This window comes from Leptolyngbya sp. BL0902 (genome assembly GCF_016403105.1).
GTDB lineage: Bacteria > Cyanobacteriota > Cyanobacteriia > Phormidesmidales > Phormidesmidaceae > Nodosilinea.
In genome coordinates this window covers 1,751,601-1,773,609 of record NZ_CP046155.1, presented here as the reverse complement: position 1 = coordinate 1,773,609, position 22,009 = coordinate 1,751,601, and the positions used below count along the sequence as shown (strand labels likewise).

Here is a 22,009-nt window from a genome sequence, read left to right as displayed (position 1 = left end):
GGAGGGGGCAGCCGCCAAGCCTGTCCCCAAGGGGCTACGTTTGTCGAGCCTCTAGGATGCCCTCCGCCTCGTTCGCAATCTGGCGCAGGTCGTCCAGCATCGTGGGATTCGCCGAGGCCCACATTCCTCGCTGGTGGGCTTCCAACAGCCGTTCCGCCATGTCCCGCAGCGCCCAGGGGTTCGACTGCTGCACAAAGGCTTGCACCTGGGGATCCAGCACGTAGGCGTTAGCAACGCCCTCATACATATGATCGGCCACACAGCGGGCGGTGGCGTCGTAGGCGAACAGGTAATCCACCGTAGCGGCCATTTCAAAGGCTCCTTTGTAGCCGTGGCGCATTACCCCTTCAATCCACTTGGGGTTGACCACGCGGGAACGGTAGACCTTGGCAATTTCCGCCTCCAGCGTCCGCACCTTGGGCTGGGCGGTGATGGCATTGTCGCCAAAGTAAACCGTGGGCTGCTGACCCTGAAGCGTCCGCGCCGCCACCGTCATGCCCCCCTGGAACTGGTAGTAATCGTCGGAATCCAGCAGGTCGTGCTCTCGATTGTCTTGGTTGTGGAGGACGATTTGCAACTGTTGCAGCCGTTGCTCAAAGGCTTCCGGTGCGGCGTGGCCCTCCGCCTTGCGCCCGTAGGCATAGCCGCTCCAGTTCAGGTAGGCGCGGGCGAGGTCTTCGTCGGTCGTCCAGTTTTGGGATTCAATCAACCCCTGCAACCCCGCCCCATAGGCACCGGGTTTGGAGCCAAACACCCGATAGCGGGAACGGGTCGCCGCCTGCTCTGGGGTGAGTCCCTGCTGTTCCCACTGGGCCGATTCCTGCTTGACCCGTGCCGCCAACGGATTCTGGTCAGCGGGTTCGTCCAACCCCGCTACCGCCGCCACCGCTTGATCAAACAGGTCAATCAAATTGGGGAAGGCATCCCGAAAGAAGCCGGAAATCCGCAGGGTGGCATCCACCCTAGGCCGACCCAGGGCCGACAGGGGCAAAATCTCAAAATCCACCACCCGCCGCGAAGGCCCATCCCACACCGGACGCACCCCCATCAGGGCCAGGGCTTCAGCCAAATCATCACCCCCCGTCCGCATGGTGGAGGTGCCCCACACCGACAGGCCCAGGGTTTGGGGATAGTCGCCGTTGTCCTGGGTGTATTGCACAATCAGGGTTTCCGCCGCCCGTCGGCCCACATCCCAGGCGCTTTCGGTGGGGATGGCGCGAATGTCTACGGAAAAGAAATTTCGCCCGGTGGGCAGCACATCCGGGCGGTTGCGGGTGGGCGCTCCGGCGGGGCCGCTGGGCACATAGCGACCGTCCAGACCCTTAAGTAAGTAGGTGATTTCGTCGCGGGTGCGGATTAGGGCGGGGAGGAGGGTGGTTTGGATCCAGTGGAGTTCAGGGGTAAGGGGTGAGTTCTCTTCGGTAGGGAGGTTGGCCCTCACCCCCAGCCCCTCTCCCCCCGGGAGAGGGGGGCTAGAGGGGGAGTGGGTTAGGTTCTCAGATAGTGACTGATCTATTTCTAGCTGAGTGTCAGGTATACCTCCGGTTCCCTCTCCCTCTGGGAGAGGGCTAGGGTGAGGGCGGCTCGGATCAGGGGACTCTCCGTGTAGCAAGGCTTCCACGAACCGAGCGGCTTCTTCTTCTAATGCTTCAACAACATCGCCAACGATGCGGCAGGTGTGTAATGAGGGATGACTCCCTGATTGGCAGGCGGGATCGAAGGGTGCCCCCAGGTCGGCGGTGAGGGGGTCGAGGTCGAGGTTCCAGGTTTCCGCGATGGCGCGGGTAAGCCCCTGGCGACCGGGGCCGGGGTGGCGGGCAATGGCGAGGATTAAGTCCCGCAGTTGGCGACCGTCGGGGCAGCGGCCAAAGATGTGGAGGCCGTCGCGGATTTGGGCTTCCTTGAGTTCGCAGAGGTAGGTGTCGAGGGTGGGTAGGAGGGTGGGGAGATTTTGGGAGGGGGAGAGGGGGAGATTGGTGGACGAGGGGAGGGGGAGAGGGTGATTTTGGGGGGAATTTGAGGTGATTTTTGGGGAAATTTCGCTAAGGAGGTGGGTTTCGGTGAGGAGGGTGAGGAGTTTATCGCCGATGACCTTGAGCCGGGTGGGGTCGAGGCTTTGGGCTTCGTAGTATTCGTCTACCAAGCCTTCTAGCTGTTGCAGGGGGCCGTAGAGTTCGGCGCGGGTGAGGGGCGGCGTCAGGTGGTCGAGAATCACCGCCTGGGCGCGGCGTTTGGCCTGGGAGCCTTCCCCCGGATCGTTGACGATGAAGGGATAGAGGTGGGGCAGGGGGCCAAACATGGCTTCGGGGTAGCAATCTTGGGAAAGGCCGACACCCTTGCCGGGGAGCCATTCTAAGTTGCCGTGCTTGCCCACATGGACGATGGCCTGCGCTCCAAAACTCTTCCGCAGCCACAGGTAAAAGGCGAGGTAATCGTGGGTGGGTTCGAGGTCGGGGGCGTGGTAGTTGAGGGAGGGATCTACGTCGTAGCCCCGGCTGGGTTGGATGCCGATGAAGACGTTGCCGAGTTGGAGGCCGGGAATGGGGAATGGGGAATGGGGAATGGGGGTTGGGGACTGGGAATTGGGGCTGGAGTCGGGGGTGTGGGGGGTGGGTTGGCCCCAGCGTTCTACCATGCCGGATTGGACAGGGGCGGGGAGGTGGTGGAAGTGGGCGAGGTAGTCAGCTTGGGGCAGGGTTTGGCGAATTTGGCGGAAGTCTCGGCCTTCGGGGTCGTTGGTGGGGCCAGCGGTGAGGCGTTGGATCAGGTCGTCGCCATCGGTGGGAATATCGCCTACGGTGTAGCCAGCGGCTTGGAGGGCGTGGAGGATTTCAATGGCGCTTTGGGGTGTATCTAGGCCGACCCCATTGGCTAAGCGACCATCGCGGTTGGGATAGTTGGCCAACACCAGGGCAATGCGGCGTTCGGCCACGGGAGTGCGGCGCAGGGTGGCCCAATGCCGCGCCAAATCCGCCACAAAATCTACCCGGTCGGGCACGGGTTCATAGGTGACGACATCGGTTTCTAGGGCATCGCTGCGCTGCTGTGCCGCCTTGAAGGACACCGCACGGGTAATAATCCGCCCATCCACCTCCGGCAGGGCCACGTTCATGGCGATATCCCTAGGGGAAAGGCCCAGGCTTTGGTTGGCCCATGCTTCCTGGGTGCCGCCGCTGAGGATCACCTGCAACACGGGCACATCCAGCCGTTCCCAGAGATCCAGGTTGGGCGTACCGCCATCCAGCTTGGCCACGGAAAAACTGGTGGTATTCAGCAGCACCTCAATGCCGGGGCTGTCCTTGGGCTTCAGTAGCGCCAACAGTTCCGCCTGCACATCGGGATCCTGCAACGACGACACATACACCGGGATGGGCGACAAACCTCGTTCCACTAGGGCAGCACAGAGGGCGTCGATGGGGGCGGTGTTGCCTGCCAGGTAGTGGGCGCGGTAAAAGAGAAGTCCGATGGGGAGTGGGGAGTGGGGAGTGGGGAGTGGGGAGTGGGGGCTAGGGGTGAGGGCAGCAGAGGCTAGGCCAAACGGATAGCACCCCACTTTTGGAATTTCCTGGGGTTCTGGGGGCCGATAATTGGTGCCAAAAAGCTGATCGCCCAGCCACAACAGCCCGTGGGTCATATTCTCCACGCCGCCTTCATTTAGGTAGCGCCAGAGTTGATTGGCCACGGTGAGGGGCACGGTGGAATGGCTGATTAAATCCGGGGCGGGCCGATCATCTCCAGGGAGGACAATCAGGTGGGATCCGGTTTGGGCGGCGGTATCTTGGACGACCTCTAGACCATAGGGCCAGTAGGCGCGGCCACCGAGGATTCGCAGGATGATGACCTTGGCGTGGTTGAGTACCGTGTCGGCGTAGGTATCGATGGCCAACTGCTGCTGAAGCTGGAGCAGGTTGGCCACACGCAGCGAGGGAAAGCCCTGGGGTAAACGCTTTTGGGCAGCGGCGAGGGTCTGAATTTCGGTATCGGCGGCGGTGAGGAAAACCCAATCGGCGGGGGATTGCTCCACAAAAATCACGCCGTCGGTGTCGGGAGTCCACCCTCCGGGGGTGGCAGCTAAGCGATGCATAGGACAGGGTTGAAGAGAAGGAACGCCAAAATCTGAAGGAACTCTAGCGGATGCCGGAGAGGAGGCACGGCCAAAGCTACTATAGACAATAACGATTTATGGGCGATGTCCTACCATCTCCCGCCAGATGTCCGTAGAGGGCAGGCACCCTTAACGCCACTCTGGCATCGGCGGAGCATGGCCATCAACGATTAAGATATCTAGTTTTTTCACTGACTTTAGCACCCGTCACCGATAGGATATTGACTTCGATTGATCCTTTAGATTTCCCTTCATAACAGGCTGGCTTTCACGAAAACGAACCTAAAATGGGCGATTTCAGCCCCTAAATAAGCGAATGCCGAGGCTTTTTCCGGATAGTGCTCAACAGATTATTACCAGAACAGTGCTGGATTCTATGGGGCTGTTCCTGGATCAATATAGCCAGCGCTATCAGCTTACCCTCATTACCGAAGCAGACTATCCCCAAGCGCTTCAGCCATCGGATCAATTTTGGGGTCTCCTTGGCCCATCGCTGGCGGTGCTGTTGCTGGCGGAGCCTATTCAGGAGCCGCTGGAGACTGAAGCAGCCCAGGCCGTGCCGCCCGATGGGGTCGCGCTTTACCTAGTGATGGATCCGTCGGCTATTCAGGCATTCCTAGACGATGGGGTCGCGGCCTCGGATCATCCAGCGCAACGGGCTCATCTGGCAGATTTGAGGCAACACCTTGGCCCGTTGGATCCTGCGGCCCAGGCCCAGTTCATGCTGGCGTGGCTAGACTTTTGTATCACGGCTGTGCCCTCTGCCTGCAAGCCCGTCCAAGATCGCCTAGATCGCCAGCTTGAGCGCAGCTTGGTGCTGAATCAGGTGGTGACAAAAATCCAAGAGAGCCTTGATTTATCGGTGATTTTGCAAACCACGGTGTCGGAAGTGCGGCATTTTCTCCAGGCAGATCGGCTGTTGATCTACCAATTTTCGGAGTCTTCAGCCCATGACCAGGCGGCACCAAGTTCAGATCCAAGCTCCGATCCAGGTTTGGGCTCACCCTCAGACTCATGGTCGAATCTGCCTTCAGACTCCCTCCCACAGGCCGCATCCAAGGCCCTGCCCTCGCTATCCCCTGACCAGAGCGCCCATGCCCCGCATTCCTTAGCGGAGGTCGTGGCCAAGCCTGCCCGCCAAGGGGGCTACATCACCTACGAAGCCAAGGCCAGCGAAACCCTGTCCTCGGTGCTGCACTACACCGAGAATTTTTGCTTTAGCCACTCGCCCCCCTGTCGGGAGCGTTACCTGGCGGGCCAAACCGTTGTGGTGGATGACATTGACGAAACCTACGCCTCGGTGCCCTGCCTCCACAACTTTTTGGCCCAGGTGGGGGTGAAGTCTAAGGTGGTGGTGCCGATTTTGGTGGGGCAGCAGCTTTGGGGATTGCTGATTGTCCATCAGTGCAATGCCCAACGCCACTGGGAAGCCTGGGAAATTGAGTTTTTAGGCCACATCGCCGAGCACCTGTCCATCGCCATCAACCAGGCCCAGCTCTATCAGCAGTTGCAGCGCCAAACCCAAAACCTAGAGGTCTGCGTGATTGAGCGCACCCAGGATTTGCGGGATGCCCTGGCCGCCGCCCAGGCCGCCAACCGAGCCAAGAGCGACTTTTTGGCCACCATGAGCCACGAGTTACGAACGCCCCTTACCTACATCATTGGCATGTCGGCCACGCTGCTGCGCTGGTCGTTGGGGGACTTGAGCGAACGCCAGCGGGATTACCTCAATACCATCCACACCAGCGGCGAACACCTACTCACCGTCATCAATGACATTTTGGAGGTATCTAAAATCGAGTCGGGCCGCACCGTTTTAGAAGTCCGCGAGTTTTCCCTTACTTCCCTGAGCCGCCAAAGCGTCGATGCCTTTCGGGCCGAAGCCGCCAGAAATGACCTGGATGTGGTGCTTGATCTCAAGATTGCCCCAGACCAGGATAGCTTTGTGGCGGATCCGCGTCGGGTGCGGCAAATTCTCAGCAACCTGCTGAGCAATGCTGTGAAGTTTACCCCCGCCGAGGGCAAAGTCACCCTGCGGGTGCGGCGAGAGCAAAACGTGGCGGTGTTTGAGGTGAGCGATACGGGCATTGGCATTCCAGAATCGGCCCAACCGCTTCTGTTTCAGAAGTTTCAACAACTCGAAAACGTGCGCCAGCGAGAATACCAGGGCACAGGGCTGGGTTTAGCCCTGACTAAACAACTGGTAGAACTCCATGGTGGATCCATCAAAGTGGTGTCTAAGGTGGGTTCAGGATCGCTGTTTAGCGTCCGTATTCCCCTTCAGCGCCGCCAGGGCGACTCTCCGATTCCGTCCCCCCCGGTGGATGAGCCCGTGGTCGGTCGAATTGTGCTGGTGGAAGACAACGAGGAAAACGCCAGCATTATCTGCGATATGCTCACCGCCGCCGACTATCAGGTGATTTGGATTGTGGACGGATCGCGGGTACTGGATCAGGTAGAGCTGCTTCAGCCCGCCGCCATCATTATCAACCTAGGTCTCGCTAGCGCCAACAGCTACGACATTATTACCGCCCTGGGGCAGTCCCTCCACCATCCTAGGGTCAAAATTTTGGCCCTCACGGCGGATCTTTCCCCCGACCAAGATCGTCAGGCTCGGCAGGCCGGAGCCGCCGCTACCCTGGTGCACCCCGTCAACCCCAAGCAACTGCTCACCACCATGCGCCAACTCATGAGTGATCCGGCTCCGGGGTTATCAAATCCTTAGAGGTTTAGGGCTATGCTGTCCTAGGCATTATCCCAGGCTGATGCTTGCTGTTCAGTCTGAGCTATTACCCATGCCTTGGGAGGCTAACGTCTGTGTCCACCGACATTCTCGTTGTACAGCATATAGACACCGTTCCAGCGGGGTTGCTGGGGCGATACCTGGAGTTGCAGGGAGCTTGGCTCCACACCTGGAACGCCGCCCAGCGATCCCATCCACCCCAGGGCGAGTACCACGGTCTTCTGGTATTGGGTGGCCCTATGCAGGCTTGGGACGACGAGCATTTTCCCCACCTCCAGCGAACCATGACGCTGATTCGGCAGTTCCACCGCCAGCATAAGCCCGTCCTTGGAATCTGCCTAGGAGCCCAGTTGATTGCCCGATCCTTTGGGGCAGCGGTCTATGCCAATACCACGCCTGAGTTGGGCTTTACGCCGTTGTTTCCAGTCGCTACAGCAGCTCCAGAACCCTGGCTTCAGAACTTTCCTGACGGTATGCCGATGCTGGAGTGGCACTTCGACACCTTTGACCTCCCGGCGGGGGCCGACTGGCTAATGACCAGCGACCGCTGCAAGCACCAAGCCTTTCGTCTGGGCTCCCACACCTACGGGCTCCAGTTCCACCCCGAAGCGACTCCTGATATTTTCCGGGGCTGGTGGGCGTTTTTGTCAAACACCGTCAAAACCCAATCCCCCCACCTCCTGGAGGAGGTTCAGCAACAGTTTGATCAACACTGGGCCAAAGCCGATCAGTTTACCGAAACCCTCGCCCAATGCTGGTATGCCCAGGTGCAGGCCGCTGCCCAAGACACACCGCCCTGTAGCCTCCCAATCCTCTGCTAAGGTAGTTAACCGTTTGGGTTTTTGTTCCTGACGGAGCCTTCCCCAACCTACTTTCCCCCAATACCTTTCCGAGTGAGGACAGCCCATGTGGAACAGCGCCCTGACCGCCTACCTGCATTACCTTAGTTTTATGGTGGCCTTTGCTGCTCTGGTGGTCGAACACCAGCTCTTTTCCGCCGAGATCACCCTCAAGCAAGCGTGGCGCTTGGTGATCACCGATAGTCTCTATGGCCTTGCCGCCGTCACTGTGCTGGTCACGGGCATTTTGCGCGTGATGTACTTTGGCCAAGGGGCCGACTACTACCTCCACAACCCTGTGTTCCACGCCAAGGTGGGGCTGTTTATTGGGGTGGGGCTCCTGTCGCTCTATCCCACGATTTCCGTGCTGACCTGGATTGGCGGCCTACGCAAGGCAGAACCCCCCACCCTCACCACCGCCCAAGGCCAACGGTTTGTCTGGATTGTGCGGGGAGAACTGCTGGGTTTGGCGCTGATTCCGCTCTTGGCGGCTATGCTGGCCCGTGGTCTGCTGGCCTGATTGTGGCCCAATGCTCTATCCGAATACCCCCCCTATACGGACTGAGGCTTTCTTCGTGGCGGAAACCTCAGTCAACAGCAGATTAAGCCAGAGCGGGATTGATGTTTCAATCGGGGGTAAATGACCAGGATTGGGGCTAGCCGCCATAACGTGAGATTCATGGCCTGGAGGGAACCGCTGCCGCCTACAATAATTTGGGCTACACTGGGCGGCGTTCCCCAGCCTCCCTCGGTGTGTCGGCTTTTTTACAGGGCATCGCGATGAGTAATCAAGTTTTGCGTGTGAATCGGGCTACGGTGTTTAAAATGCGCCCCGAACCAGCGGATGCCCTGCAACCCAACGAGCAGGTAGCCATCGCGGCAGGCAGCACCTACCCCCTGCATTCCTACGCCTATGCCGACATCAATGGCCCCTTCAACGGGCACATCAGGTTTGCCATGCGAGACCGCAGTATCAACGGGTTCAATACCTGGTTTGTCTTCAGTGGCGATGCCCAGGTGGAGTCAGCCGATGGGGTGATCCTCTACCCCCTAGAAGACCAGGAGAGTATGCCCGTCCTGTGGATCAACCGCGACACTATCCTCAAGCGCCGTCCCTTAGATTCCACCTTGCTCGACCCTAGCGAGCGGGCCTCAGCACGACGGGGGCAGCAGTTTAACCTGCATTCCTACGCCTTCAGCGACTCCCAGGGCAACTTTAATAACCACATCAAGTTTGCCATTCGCGATACCCAAGACTTCATCCAAGGGCGTAGCACCTGGTTTACCTTTACGCCCCACGCCTTTGTCACCTTTGACGGCGATGTGGTCTACCCCCGCGAAGATCCTAATGCCTTTATCCTGCGGGTCAACCGCGATACCCCCTTTAAACGGCGACCGCTGCAATCTAGCCAACTCGCGGCGGCGGAGATGATCACCGTTACCCGGGGCACCACCTACGTGCTGGCCAGCTATGCCTTCGCCGATGCCCAGGGTAGCTTTAACGGCCACATTCGGTTCACTTTCAAATACGTCAAAGACGACCTGGCGGGCTTTAATACCTGGTATGTGTTTGAGGGCCATGCCCAGGTAGAACAGGCTGGCCGAGTGGTCTATCCTCGTCCGGTGGCACCGCCGCCACCACCGCCGCCACCACCGCCGCCACCACCGCCGCCGCCGCCGCCACCGCCGCAGTTTACTGGACGGCCTTTCCGACTGCCGGGGTATACCTCTACCTTTTATACGGATCAACCAATTATTCCGGGGGGCAACTTCACCTGGGGAGAGGCCACCCGTGACGCGACCCGCATCCCCCCCACCAAGGCCATTGCCGATAACATCATTGCCCTAGCCAGAGCCTTACAACCCGTCCGTAACCGCATTGGACGGCCCTTTCGGGTCAATTCCTGGTACCGTCCCCCCGATGTCAATGCCGCTGTGGGCGGGGCTACCCGTAGCCAGCACCTAGTGGGCAACGCCGTCGATTTGCAGGTGCAGGGCATGAGCGGTCGCCAGGTGGCCAACGCCGTGATGCTGAGCTGGCCCGGTGGCATCGGCATCTACAGCAACATCCCCAACATCATCCACCTGGATTTGGGGCCAAGGCGCACCTGGGGGTTCTGAGGTCACGCCCATCACTGGAGTAGGGCAATGTATGGGCCTACGGAGATCGCCCCACCATCGATCCGCCTCCAAGGGCGGTCGGACAGTGCGTTATGCTGATCCGGTAAGCCTGTTGTTCTTCCCACTCCCCGCAACGTCCATGACCCAAGACCTCAAAGCCGAACTCACTGAAATGGTAGGGCCAGCGGAATGGCGCTGGCTCAGCCCCCATGCAGACCGGGGGGCGGTGGTGCTGGTGGATGCGCGGCTGGACTTGGCCGAAGTAGGCGTGGCGATTGCCACCGACGACGTGGCTGCCGTCAACCGCTGGATGGCGGAGGCCCTGATTACCAAGCCCTCTCCCCACCAGCTAGAAACCTGGGCCCAGGCCGTGGGCAAGCGCTTTCAGTCCCTGATTGTGCAGCCCTTTGTGCTAGTGCAAGATAGTGAGGCCCCAGAGACGATGTTCCCCGACCTTCCCTTGGCCTAATTGGGCTGACGACAGGCTATGAGACTTGAGGAGTTCAACCGAGAGCCGCCCGCCCCCGACGACATCGAAAATACCGAGGCGGAAGGAATCTGGAGCGTAATTAGTAACCATGTGCTGATCCGCTTTTTGCTGTTGTTCGCCAGCGGTTGGGCGCTGATCCAGCTTCTGGCCTACTTTCGGGTGCTCATTGCGGTTTTTGTCACGGCCACAATCTTGGCTTTTTTGCTCAGCCATCCTGCCACTTGGCTGAGTCGCTGGCTACCCAAAGCCCTGGCCACCATTGCCGTGTTTTTGACGGCCCTGGCCATCGCGGTAGGATTGTCCCTCACCTTGGGTACCGTCGTGATTTCCCAGGGGCAGCAGTTGGTGGCTAACCTGCAAAGCCTCTCAGCCTCGGTAATGCCCTGGGTGAACGACCTCGACAGCCTATTTCGAGCCTGGAACATTCCGGTGCAGGTGCAGGGGCTAGAACCCCACATCCAAAGTCAGGCGGTGTCGGTGCTGACGGCTGGGCTAGGGCTGCTCCAGTCTACCCTGGCGAACCTGGTACTAGCCATTCTCATCGCCGTGGTCACGCTGTTTATGATGCTGGACGGGGCCAAGGTGTGGTGGTGGCTGCTCAAGCATCTACCCATTCGCCACAAAAAGCGCTTCAATACCGTGGTACAGCACAACCTGCTGGGCTTCTTTTGGGGGCTGCTGCTGCTGTCTTTGTTCTTTGGCGGATCAACGTTTCTGGTTTTTCTGCTGCTGGGCATTCCCTACGCCGCCTTTTTGGGGCTAATCGCAGGTCTACTGGATCTCATCCCCGGCATTGGGGCTACCCTGGGTGTGGGGTTAATTACCCTGCTGCTGCTCTCCCAAAGCGCCTGGATGTCGCTGACGGCGCTGGTAGTGTGTGTGGCGCTGCAACAGGTGCAGGAAAATCTGCTGCTGCCCTACGTGATGAAGGATTCCCTCGATATCAACCCTGTCGTGATGTTTTTTGCCCTCATTGTGGGAGCCACCGTGGCCGGAGTGCTGGGGCTCTTTCTAGCGGTGCCTGTGGCGGGGGTGATGATCACCTGGCTAGAGATTGACGCCATGCGCGGCAAATCTACGTCAGATTAGCCCTCGACCCACCCCCCAAAGCACGCCTGCCCCGAAAACCGACCGATACCTGCCGCCCTGCCTTGGGGCAGCACCCCAACGTCAGAAACCTCGTATTAGCCCTTCATTCTTCGCATCACTTATTGAGTAAATGTGATGTCTATCACAGACTATTTTCATGACGCTTCTGGCGATCCTTGCGGATATTGCTTGTTATGGTTGTATACAAAGGGTGCTTGTTCTTGTCATTGTGGTTTTAAATCGTAGCTATAGATACTGTTTGATATCATAGTTTATACATGGGTGTCTGTCCGTAGCAACAAAGCCTCGGCGATGAAAACCCATGGTTGCGCTGTGGGGCACTGGCATCTGTCGCCCAAGCTCGTCGCGCTTCCCTCCATCATTCACACCGTTAATACGCCATCAGGCTGAAGGACATTGAGGAGCAAACATTATGGTGGAGCTAGCAGCCAGCGGGATTATCCTAGGGCACTACAGCCTGGGGCTGGTGGCACTGTCCTTGGGCGTTGCCGTCCTCACCGCCTACACCACCCTCAGCTTGGGGCAAAAGGTGATCGGGACGGCAGGAACCGTGCGCTGGCTGTGGTTGCTAGGCGGAGGGACGGCCATGGGCATCGGCATTTGGGCCACCCACTTTGTGGCCATGCTGGCCTTTGAGATGCCTCTAACCGTGCAGTACGATCCATTCACAACGGGGCTGTCCTTGGCCTACGGTATTTTGGCGGCGGCGGTTGCTCTGTGGCTAGCTGAACGACCTATGGCCAATGGCCTAGCCTTGGGGGCTGGAGGCAGCATGATGGGGCTGGCTATCACCTGGATGCACTACACCGGAATGGCCGCCATGAAGATGCCTGCCCACATCACCTACCGCTGGCCCCTGGTGGCAACCTCGGTGGTGATGGCTATGGTAGCGGCCACGGTGGCCCTAGGGCTGCGGCAAATGGCCCCAGATGTGAAGCACTTCGCCTGGTTCCAGCGCCTAGCAGTACTGGTTCTGGCGGCGGGCATCGGCGGGCTGCACTACACGGGTATGATGGCAACTCAAATCTGGCCCGACCCCAGCCTCACCTGGCCCACCTTTGATCAAGTTCCCCACCTAGAGTCCCGCTGGCTCGCCCTGGCGGTAGCCGTGGGGGCAGGGCTGATGCTGTGGCTGGCGCTGCTCGCCGCCTGGGTCGATCAGCGTCTGAAACAACAGCGCGTAAAGGCAGAGGCCTTGAGTGAGAGTGAACAACGCTTCCGCACCCTGATTCGAGACATGGGGGTGGGGGTGCTAATGCTCAATGCCAAGGCAGAAATTATGACGGCGAACCAGGCGGCACGGCGTTTGTTGGGCCTGCCCGAAGATACCAACCAACCCGTAGTTTTTGGCCAGTTTGCCACATTTCTCCGGGAGGATGGCAGCTATTTTGCCCTCCACGATTTACCCGTTCAGCAGGCCATTGCCCACAAAATTCCCTGTCACGATGCGGTTATGGGAGTCAGCGCCCACCACGGAGACCGCCCTACCTGGCTGCTGGTGAATGTGGATCCCCAACAGGATGACCAAGGCCAAGTGGAGTGCGCGGTGTGCACCTGTAGCGACATTACCATCCAAAAACAGGCCGAGGATGCGGTGCGGGCCATTGCCAACCGGGAAAAGGCCATCACCCGCATTGTGCAGCAAATGCGCCAAACCCTAGACCTGGAGACTATTTTTAGCGCCACGACCCAGGCGCTTCAACAATCGGTAGACTGCGACCGAGTCTGGATTTACCAGTTCAACCCCGACTGGAGCGGCACCGTGGTGGCCGAGTTCCTCACCGATCCCCTGGCCCAATCCACCCTGATTCAAGATCCCAGCGGCGATCGGCTGGTGGATGAGGGCAACTGCGGGGCGCGGCAACTGCAAAGCGACCCCCTAGAAGAGGGCTACCTGCTAGAGGACACCTACCTCCAGGCCACCCAAGCCGAAACCTACCGCACCAATCGCACGTTCCACTGCGTTAACGATATCTACACCCGAGGCTTTAGCCCCTGCTATTTGGGCTTCCTAGAGCAATGGCAGGTGCGGGCCTATATTATTGTGCCAATTTTTGCCGGGGGCCAACTGTGGGGGCTGCTAGGCATTTACCAACACCACCAACCCCGACTGTGGACACGCCACGAGGTAAAGCTGCTGATCCAGGTGGGCAACCAGTTGGGTACGGCGGTGCAGCAGGCGGATTTGCTGCACCAAACCCAGCAGCAGGCCGAAGCCCTCGCCCTCGCCAAACGCGCTGCCGACGCCGCCAGCCAAGCCAAGGGCGAATTTTTGGCCAGCATGAGCCACGAGCTGCGCACGCCCCTTAACGCCATCCTAGGGTTCACCCAGATTCTCAGTGAGGACGCCACCCTCCAGGATAATCATCGCCACCTGATCGGCATTGTCAACCGCAGCGGCAACCACCTGCTGGGGCTGATCAACGACGTGTTGTCCTTGGCCAAAATTGAAGCCAACAAGCTCACCCTAGACGAAGAATCCTTTGACCTGTCCCAACTGCTGCAAGGGGTGGGGGACATGCTGCAAATTAAAGCGAAGGCCAAGGGCATTTGCCTGCTGGTGTCGCCTCCCCCAGCAATGAACCAGCACCTGTGGACCGATGCCGGAAAACTGCGGCAAATCCTGATTAACCTGGTCGGCAATGCGATCAAATTTACCCACCAGGGCAGCGTGGTGGTGCGGTCTCGCCTAGAACCCAATCCTAGGGTAGACAGCGGATCCACCTTCCCGAAGACCCATTGCCTGGTGGTGGAGGTACAGGATACGGGGGTGGGCATGGCCCCAGCGGAGATGGCCAACCTCTTCCAGCCCTTCGAGCAAACCCAATCGGGCCGCCAATCGGCGGAAGGCACGGGGTTAGGGCTGTCCTTGAGCTACCGCTTTGCCCAACTGATGGGCGGCGAAATTCAGGTGGATAGTCGGCCCGATGAGGGGTCTATCTTTACGGTCACGCTCCCTGTGAGCCTCACCACCCTCGATCATCCCTCCGACGCCCAGCCCCAGTCCTCCATCCTGCGCCTCAGCGCTGGCCAAGCTGTACCGCGTATCCTGGTCGTAGACGATGTGGCGGAAAGCCGTTTGCTGATGCGCCACTGGCTAGAGTCCGTAGGCTTTGAGGTGTGTGAAGCCTGTAACGGTCAGGAGGCCGTTGATATCTGGGCCGATTGGCATCCCCACCTGATCTGCCTGGATATGCGGATGCCCATTTTGGATGGCTATGGGGTAGCTCGCCATATTCGGCAAACAGCCGCCCCCGACAACCCCCAAGCCCATCCCATTATCCTTGCCGTCACGGCCAGTGTGTTTGAGGAGCAGCAGTCGGTGTGTTTGGCAGCGGGGTGCGATGCGGTGCTGCCCAAGCCCATCCAGCGGGAGGTGTTGTTAGAGGCCGTTGGCCAGTGGCTGCATCTTACCTACGACTACAACAGTGGCCAACCAGCGCTAGACTCGAAGGAAGACGGTGTGCCAATGGGGGATCGCCCCCTGACCCATGCTGATCTCATGCATCTACCCGCCGACTGGATTGCCCAACTGCGCCAAGCGGCCCAGGCCGCCGATGATCGCCAGGTGACTCGGCTAATTGCTGAACTGCCCCCCCATCAGCACACCTTGGCCGCCCAACTCACCCACCTCGTCAACGATTACCGCCTCGATATCATCCTCGATCTCACGGCCCAGCCCCTCCTCCAGGGGGCGTCCTCACCCTAGGGGCAAAGGCCCATCAAGAGCCCAGGGCTGTCTGGCCCTGGGTCTGGTGATGGTCTAGCTTGATGGGTTGGCTTGATTGGTTGTTCCTGTTTCCCTGTCGATTCCCTGTGATCTGCTATGACGACTGCCGCTGCCTCTCTATCCGAGGATGTGGATATTTTGTTGGTGGATGATATCCCCGATAACCTCCGGGTCTTGTCCACCATTCTCGAAGGACGCGGCTACCGCTGCCGCAAGGCCATCAGTGGAGCCATGGCGCTTCAGGCCGTTGCCGCTAGCCCGCCAGACTTGGTGCTGCTGGATATCACCATGCCCGCCATGGATGGCTTTGAGGTCTGTGAGCACCTGAAAGATGATCCCACCACCCAAGCCATCCCGGTTATCTTTCTCACCGCCCGCGATGCCGAGGCCGAAAAGGAACGCGCCTTTAACCTAGGGGCTGCTGACTACATTGTGAAGCCCTTCAAAGCCTACGAAGTGTTGCTCCGGGTGCAGCACCAGATCGACCTTCGGCGACAGCAACAGCAGCTTGAGGCCCAAAACCGCCAGCTTCAGCAGGAAATTCAGGTGCGGCAACGGGTAGAGTTGGAACTGCGGGAGCAGCGCCAGCGGTCGGAGGAACTCCTCGTCAATGTGCTGCCCTTTCAGATTGCCCAGCGGCTGAAGGAACACCAGCGGGCCATTGCCGACCACTTCGATGAAGTAACGATCCTGTTTGCGGATATCGTGGGGTTTAGCCAGGTGTCGGCCCAGATGACCCCCTGCGACCTGGTGCGCCAGCTCAACCGTATCTTTTCCCGCTTTGATGAATTGGCGGCGGGCCACGGCCTCGAAAAAATTAAGACCATTGGCGATGCCTATATGGTGGCGGCAGGGGTGCCCGCTTCAAGGGCCGATCACGCCCATGCCATTGCCCAGATGGCCCTAGATATGCAGGCCACCATTGGCGATTTTCGCCGCCCCGATGGCCAGCCCTTTCAGCTACGTATTGGTATCAACTCCGGTAGCTTGGTGGCCGGGGTCATCGGCATTCGCAAGTTTATCTACGACCTCTGGGGCGATACGGTCAACATCGCCAGCTTCATGGAATCTAGCGGTGAGGCCGGAAGGATTCAAATCTCAGATCGCTCTTACCACTACCTCAAGCAGGACTTCATCTGCGAAGCGCGGGGTAATATCACCCTCAAAAGCGGCGATCCCATCCCCACCTACTGGCTTGTCTCCCGCCCCGGCCTCACCCTCAACCCCGATCAGGCGGTAGAGTTTTGTATGCCCACCTAGCCGATGCGCCGCGAGGGCTCAGATCCCCTGGTAGGCTAGGAACAACGATATGAGTCCGGCGGTACCGCAATGCTCGATGTGCTTCAGCTCACTGGCAAACAGCGTCAGTTTGTGGCCCTGTTGCAGCCCCACACCCAGGTCGATAGCCTCAACCAGTTCTGTGCCCAGCATGGCTTTGATGTCAATTTTATCAATGGCTTTATCCGCAGCGATGCCCTAGAGGGCTACGTACACTGGCAAGAGCAGACCCACCCCACCTGGAAGCTGACCACCAAGGGGCAGGCGCTGGGAGGGCAACTCCCAGGGATGGCCCTGGCGGAGCGGCTGTTGCAGGGGCAGACGGATCGACGCACCCTCCAAGCCGAACTGGGGTCTGCCTTCAGCCTCCACTATGGAGCCCTGCGCCGGGAACAGGCGGTGGATCTGGCCGATGGCGACGGCGAGGGGCAGGTGGTGATCCTCAAGTCGGCGGTACTGGCGGCCTACCAACAGCGGCAGGCCGTGCTGGCGCACATCACAGCGGGGCAGGAGAGCGCAGCCCTCCCCTCGGCTTCCTTAGACTGGCTTCAGCAGCAGGGCTATGTGGCTCAACACCTAGAGATCGACCACAGCCTGACGGTACTGCCCAGCCTGCAAGCCCTCACCCTCAGCGATGTTGTTACTACCCTCACCAGCGAGCTGATCCTGTCGGGGCAATGGCAGCAGGCCAACCTCAAACCCTACGACATCCAGGCCGAAGTGCCCAATGTGGCCTACGGTCGGCCCACCATTCTGACCCAGTGCATCCAGCGCATCCGCGATATTTTCCTCAATATGGGCTTTGATGAAATGTCTGGCAGCATTGTGGAATCGGCCTTTTGGAACTTTGACGCCCTCTTCACCCCCCAGGATCATCCCGCCCGCGAGGTGCAGGATACCTTCTACTTGGCTAATCCCCAGACCCTGCCCCTGCCGGAGGATGCCGACTTGATCCAGCGGGTGCGCCAAGGCCACGAAACCCACTACGGCGGCCAGTGGACGGAGGCCGAAGCCAGCCGCGCCCTCCTCCGCGCCCACACCACCACCTCCACCGCCCAACGGCTGTATGAACTTCAGGGGCAGGACGGCAAGTATTTCTCCATCGAGCGGGTATTTCGCAATGAAACCGTAGACCGCACCCACCTGGCAGAATTTCACCAGATCGAAGGCGTTGTGATTGGCGAACTGCTGAGCGTGCGTACCCTAATGGGCTACCTCACCTACTTTTACGAGCGCCTGGGCTTCACCGATCTCAAGTTCAAACCCACCTACAACCCCTACACCGAACCCTCCCTGGAGGTGCTCGCCTACCACGCCCCCAGCGGCGGCTACATCGAAGTGGGCAACTCCGGGCTATTTCGCCAGGAAATGCTAGATCCCCTGGGCTGCGGCCACAAATCCACCGTGGCCTGGGGGCTGGGGCTAGAACGCATCGCCATGCTGCTCTACGGCATGGATAAGCTCTCGGACTTAATTGGCCCCGACATTGCCATTCGCCTGAATCCCTAAGCCCACCCCCCAGTCAGCCTAGGGAAATCAAGCAGAGGAGGAGGTCAGCCGTCGATCTGAGATCGCCCCTGGCTACCGGGCTGCTGAAACCGATGGATATCCCCCAGCACCTTTACCCAACCCTGCACCAGGGACGCTAGCAACTGGTCGCCCTTCTCCACCGTAGCCACCGTAGGATCGCCCAACACGCCGCTCTGGCTTAGATCCTGCGTCACCCAGGCGAAGGGGAGCGCCCCCTCCATCGTTAGCCAACTCTCGGTGGGTAAATCCTGGGGAAACTCTGCCCTGGCCCGATCCATCCGCACCTGGTTGGGCAACATCGACAGCATCAAGCTGGTTTCGGCATCTCCCGCGTGGATACCGAGATCAAGCTCTTGGGGGGTCAGCAACTCTGCCGCCGCATTGGGCACCGCCCACACAAACAGCGGAAATACCATCAGATCGGGATGGGCCAGGTGCAAATCACGGGCGGCAATCTCGAGAACCTGGGGTTGGCCCCCGTGGGCATTCAGCAGCACAAGCTTACGAAACCCTGACCGATACAGGCTTTCGGCCACCTCCGTAATCACCCGCAGCAGGGTCTCGGCAGACAGGGTAATCGTGCCAGGAAAGTGCCAGTGCTCATTGGATTTGCCGTAGTACAGGGGCGGCAGGCTGTAGACCGGAATGGCGGGATCGAGGTGGTCAAGGGCCTGCCCCAGAACCGTGGTGGCAATGGCGCTATCCACCACCAAAGGCAGGTGAGGGCCATGCTGCTCAACCGCGCCCATGGGCTGGACGACCACCACCTGATCGCGGTGGGGCATCGCCTCAATCTCCGTCCAGGTGAGATAGGGGAAAAAACGATGGGGAGGAATGGGGCCGTGCATGGGTAGGGTAAGGGATAAGGGCCGTTGCCTGTGACGATACCATTCCTCGGGGTAGCCCACGCAACGGGATAGTCTTCTAGGTTCCCTGACATAAAGCCTTGACAGTTTCCTGGTAAACGGTAACAATACATACAGAAAGAACGTTCATCTCTCCTCTGAGAGACGGAAGTAGGGCCTAGCCCGAAGGAACGCGCCTCTGTTTACTCCCTTCACTCATCCTAAGGAGAGGCGAATTATGTCCCTCATTTATCGCGGCGTCAGCTACAACGCTCCCGACACCCAGGTTTCCATCGAAGAAGAAGTCATCGGTCGCTATCGGGGCGCGACGGTTGCTCGGCATCTGGCCAAGCAGGCTCCTGCTGCTCGGGTTCAAGGGCTGAAGTACCGTGGAGCCGTAGTCCGTTAAACCTCTAGCGGTTTACCACTATTCTGCTCCATTGGCGGATAGTTTCATCTCCCCCTAGGTCTCAAGGCTGCGGGGGAGATTTTTATGGTGGAGAAGCGGAACAGCGCTGAAACATGGGATCACCGTGGGGCCTAGCGCCCAGCCAAAGCAAGGCCACCATCGGGTGTGTCTAGCTCAGCTTTTAGGCTGGGCTGACCTCAGCATCTTTTTATGCTGCTTGTGATAGCATAATGCGATGATTGTCCTTGAGTTCAAGGCTAGGGTAAAACCCGCCCAAGCGACCGCCATTAATGATGCCATACGCGCCTCGCAGTTTGTGAGGAACAAAGCTCTGCGCTATTGGATGGACAACCGGGGGGTAGGCAAGTATGACCTCAACAAGCTCTGCAAAGACTTGGCTGAGGAGTTTCCCTTTGCCAAAAAACTCAATTCCATGGCGCGTCAAGCCTCGGCGGAGCGGGCCTGGAGTTCAATCAGTCGGTTCTACGATCACTGCAAACGGGGAATTAAGCCCGTGGGGTTCCCCAAGTTCAAACGGCATTCTCGCTCGGTAGAATACAAAACCTCTGGCTGGAAGCTGTTGGGGCCAAAGCGCATTCGGTTCACCGATGGCTTTGGCATTGGAGATCTGCGGTTGATCGGAACCTACGATCTGGCGCACTACGATGAGTCCCGCATTAAACGGGTTTGTCTAGTTCGTCGGGCCGATGGCTACTACGTTCAGTTCTGTATCCAGGCCGAAAGCCAGGTTCAAATAGAGCCGAGCCAGCGAGCCATTGGCATTGATTTAGGCTTTCGCTATTTCATCGCCACCAGCGATGGCCGTGTCGTAGAGGCCCCTCCGTTTTATCGAGACGCTGAGGCACGGCTCAAGCGGGCCAATCGACAAAAGTCTAGAAAGTTCCGTAAAGGATCCAAACCTCAGTCTAAGAACTATCACAGGGCTAGGAGCCGATACGCCCGGACACAATTAAGGGTAAGTAGGCAGCGTATAGAGTGGGTGAAGGGAATTGCCCACGCGCTGATCCAATCTAACGACTTGGTCGCCTACGAAGCCTTAACGGTGGAAGCGCTTGTTCACCATCGGCACGGGGCCCAGTCGATTAGTGATGCCGAGTGGGCAACCTTTTGTCGCTGGCTAGGCTATTTTGGCGCGAAGTATGGGAAAGTTACGGTTGCCGTACCACCCCGCTATACCAGCCAGCCTTGCCCCGGTTGTGGTGCAATCGTCACCCAAGCCCTCTCCGTCAGAACCCATCGCTGCTCCTATTGCGGCTATGAAGCTGACCGAGATGGGCAGGCCGCCCTTAACATCTTGCAGCTTGGACTCAATACCCTGGGGCACAGGGGAATTTCTACGCTTGGGGAGATGGGGCCGCTATCCCGTTTGGCTCCGGCCTGACGGGGTAAGCCCGGTCGTTGAACCAAGAATCCTTCTGGCTGCGGCTAGGGGAGTGTCAATCGGCTGAAGTCCCTATATACATCGACCTTTAGGAGGACTATCTTCGATGGATAAAATTAAAGAACAGGCCAATGTTGTCGGCCAACTGGTCTTTTCTGGCGAAACGGGCGAGATCTATAAAAAAATGCTCACCCGCACCTGGGAGATCCTGCGAGCTACCGGGCTGTTGTTGTGGCTGGTGATTTGCCTCACCTTTGTGGGGGGAGAGTGGTTCTACCGCAATTCCATCAGCCTAGGAAGCCGGACGCGAGTTTGGTACACCAACTTCAGCACCAAAAGCGCTGATGCTGAGCCGCTATCCATGGAAACCACGGGGGCGGCCCTGCTGGATACCATCAAATCAGGTTCGGCCTATTTGCTCAGCCAAGCCCGTCAACAACTGGGTTTGCCTGCCTCCACTCCGGCAGCCTCAGCGCCCAAGGCAGCCCCGGTAGCTCCGGCAGCAGCACCCGTTGCACCGTCTGCGCCTGCGGTTTCTTCAGCCCCAGCCCCAGCGACCTCCCCCGCCCCGACCATGGATGCTCCTGCCACCCCGGTTGTGGAGCCCCCTACCCAGGCTAATCCGATGGCAATGCCAACCTCCCCCAGCCCCGTGGACGAGGATGATTTTTAGCACTTAGCCTAGGTTTCTCCCAGGAGATACGCCTAGGTGGATACGGGAAGGAATGGATGGCAAACCCAGCCAAGGCAGAGGGGTTTGGCCTCAATCAGGGGGTAAGCTAACGGCCTACCCCCTTAGTTGTCTCTACCTTAGTGATCTTGACGACGACCGCACCCTAAATTGGCTTAGACGTGAGCACTAGGCGCAGCTTGGCGTGGATCAGGTTGAGCTGCGCCATACCAAGCTCCACATTGCCCTCCACCACCACCCCTGTATCCAGAAGACGATCCAACAACTCCAGAATCGTCGGACTTTGGGAGACTTCACCGGGGTAGTAATGCCCTGCCCTGGGCAAGAGGGTACCAATTTCTCCTAGATCAATATTAAGATCCGCAGGATCGACCTCAAAAATATCGCAAAGCTTGACCACCTGCTCCTCCAGCTTGGTGAGGCTTTCCGAGGCTCGGTCTAAATCATCGTCGCTGAGGTCGCCTCCCTCCATGCGTCGGATCACCTGAGCCTCCATGAGCTGACGCACCAGCTCGATCACCGTCAGCAGCAGCGGCGCTAGGCCAGCATCGGCCTTGGACGAGGGCTGTAGAGCGATGTCAGGGAATGGGGTAGAGTCGGGCACATCAGTGGTCATACTCCTAGTTTAGACCACCCCCTTGATACTACCCTGCTGAAATCACCCCTTGATACTACGCACCCCAGGCCGGGGCCGGAGCAATCAAGATTGGGGTTCA

At 59.0% G+C, this 22,009-nt stretch carries 15 protein-coding genes and 1 riboswitch; of the genes, 12 read left to right on the top strand and 3 right to left on the bottom strand.

Annotated features, from left to right (window positions below; genetic code table 11):
* Window positions 1-34: 34 nt before the first annotated feature.
* Complete coding sequence (gene cobN / locus GFS31_RS07940; protein ID WP_198807649.1) at window positions 35-4,084, bottom strand: cobaltochelatase subunit CobN; 4,050 nt, start codon at window positions 4,082-4,084, stop codon at window positions 35-37.
* Window positions 4,085-4,481: 397 nt separating this feature from the next.
* Here cobN and GFS31_RS07935 point away from each other — a divergent pair, with 397 nt between their 5' ends.
* The 9 genes from GFS31_RS07935 to GFS31_RS07895 all read left to right on the top strand — a co-directional run bounded on the left by GFS31_RS07935 (window position 4,482) and on the right by GFS31_RS07895 (window position 17,925).
* A complete protein-coding gene (locus GFS31_RS07935; RefSeq protein WP_198807648.1) occupies window positions 4,482-6,830 on the top strand; it encodes an ATP-binding protein in 2,349 nt (782 codons plus the stop codon).
* Between the two features lie 92 nt (window positions 6,831-6,922).
* Window positions 6,923-7,669, top strand: a complete 747-nt coding sequence (locus GFS31_RS07930) for a type 1 glutamine amidotransferase (protein WP_198807647.1) — start codon at window positions 6,923-6,925, stop codon at window positions 7,667-7,669.
* An 85-nt stretch (window positions 7,670-7,754) separates the two neighbouring features.
* A complete protein-coding gene (locus tag GFS31_RS07925) occupies window positions 7,755-8,207 on the top strand; it encodes a DUF2214 family protein (protein WP_198807646.1) in 453 nt (150 codons plus the stop codon).
* Between the two features lie 260 nt (window positions 8,208-8,467).
* A complete protein-coding gene (locus GFS31_RS07920; protein ID WP_225907617.1) occupies window positions 8,468-9,808 on the top strand; it encodes a YcbK family protein in 1,341 nt (446 codons plus the stop codon).
* 139 nt (window positions 9,809-9,947) lie between these two features.
* The gene (locus GFS31_RS07915; RefSeq protein ID WP_198807645.1) at window positions 9,948-10,277 is read left to right on the top strand and encodes a DUF2288 domain-containing protein; all 330 of its coding nucleotides are present in this window, start codon (window positions 9,948-9,950) and stop codon (window positions 10,275-10,277) included.
* Between the two features lie 18 nt (window positions 10,278-10,295).
* Window positions 10,296-11,387, top strand: coding sequence for an AI-2E family transporter (locus tag GFS31_RS07910; protein WP_198807644.1), 1,092 nt, complete (start codon window positions 10,296-10,298; stop codon window positions 11,385-11,387).
* 433 nt (window positions 11,388-11,820) lie between these two features.
* Window positions 11,821-15,117 carry an MHYT domain-containing protein gene (locus GFS31_RS07905; RefSeq protein ID WP_198807643.1) on the top strand — a complete coding sequence of 1,099 codons (3,297 nt, stop codon included), beginning with the start codon at window positions 11,821-11,823 and terminating at the stop codon, window positions 15,115-15,117.
* A gap of 117 nt (window positions 15,118-15,234) precedes the next feature.
* Window positions 15,235-16,398, top strand: coding sequence for an adenylate/guanylate cyclase domain-containing protein (locus GFS31_RS07900; protein WP_198807642.1), 1,164 nt, complete (start codon window positions 15,235-15,237; stop codon window positions 16,396-16,398).
* Between the two features lie 69 nt (window positions 16,399-16,467).
* On the top strand, window positions 16,468-17,925 hold the full coding sequence (locus tag GFS31_RS07895) for a phenylalanine--tRNA ligase subunit alpha (RefSeq protein ID WP_198807641.1): 1,458 nt from the start codon (window positions 16,468-16,470) through the stop codon (window positions 17,923-17,925).
* Window positions 17,926-17,969: 44 nt separating this feature from the next.
* Here GFS31_RS07895 and GFS31_RS07890 read toward each other — a convergent pair whose 3' ends face one another.
* Window positions 17,970-18,794, bottom strand: coding sequence for a creatininase family protein (locus GFS31_RS07890; protein WP_198807640.1), 825 nt, complete (start codon window positions 18,792-18,794; stop codon window positions 17,970-17,972).
* A gap of 139 nt (window positions 18,795-18,933) precedes the next feature.
* A riboswitch (Glutamine riboswitch) is annotated at window positions 18,934-18,989 on the top strand.
* Between the two features lie 40 nt (window positions 18,990-19,029).
* Between GFS31_RS07890 and GFS31_RS07885 the strand changes: the two genes are divergently transcribed.
* From GFS31_RS07885 to GFS31_RS07875, 3 genes are all read left to right on the top strand, one after another.
* A complete protein-coding gene (locus GFS31_RS07885; protein WP_198807639.1) occupies window positions 19,030-19,200 on the top strand; it encodes a DUF4278 domain-containing protein in 171 nt (56 codons plus the stop codon).
* Window positions 19,201-19,435: 235 nt separating this feature from the next.
* The gene (locus GFS31_RS07880; protein ID WP_198807638.1) at window positions 19,436-20,602 is read left to right on the top strand and encodes an RNA-guided endonuclease InsQ/TnpB family protein; all 1,167 of its coding nucleotides are present in this window, start codon (window positions 19,436-19,438) and stop codon (window positions 20,600-20,602) included.
* Between the two features lie 106 nt (window positions 20,603-20,708).
* Entirely contained in the window at window positions 20,709-21,275 is a 567-nt protein-coding gene (locus GFS31_RS07875) for a hypothetical protein (RefSeq protein WP_198807637.1), read from the top strand.
* 163 nt (window positions 21,276-21,438) lie between these two features.
* Here GFS31_RS07875 and GFS31_RS07870 read toward each other — a convergent pair whose 3' ends face one another.
* A complete protein-coding gene (locus GFS31_RS07870; protein WP_198807636.1) occupies window positions 21,439-21,909 on the bottom strand; it encodes a gas vesicle protein K in 471 nt (156 codons plus the stop codon).
* Window positions 21,910-22,009 lie beyond the last annotated feature (100 nt).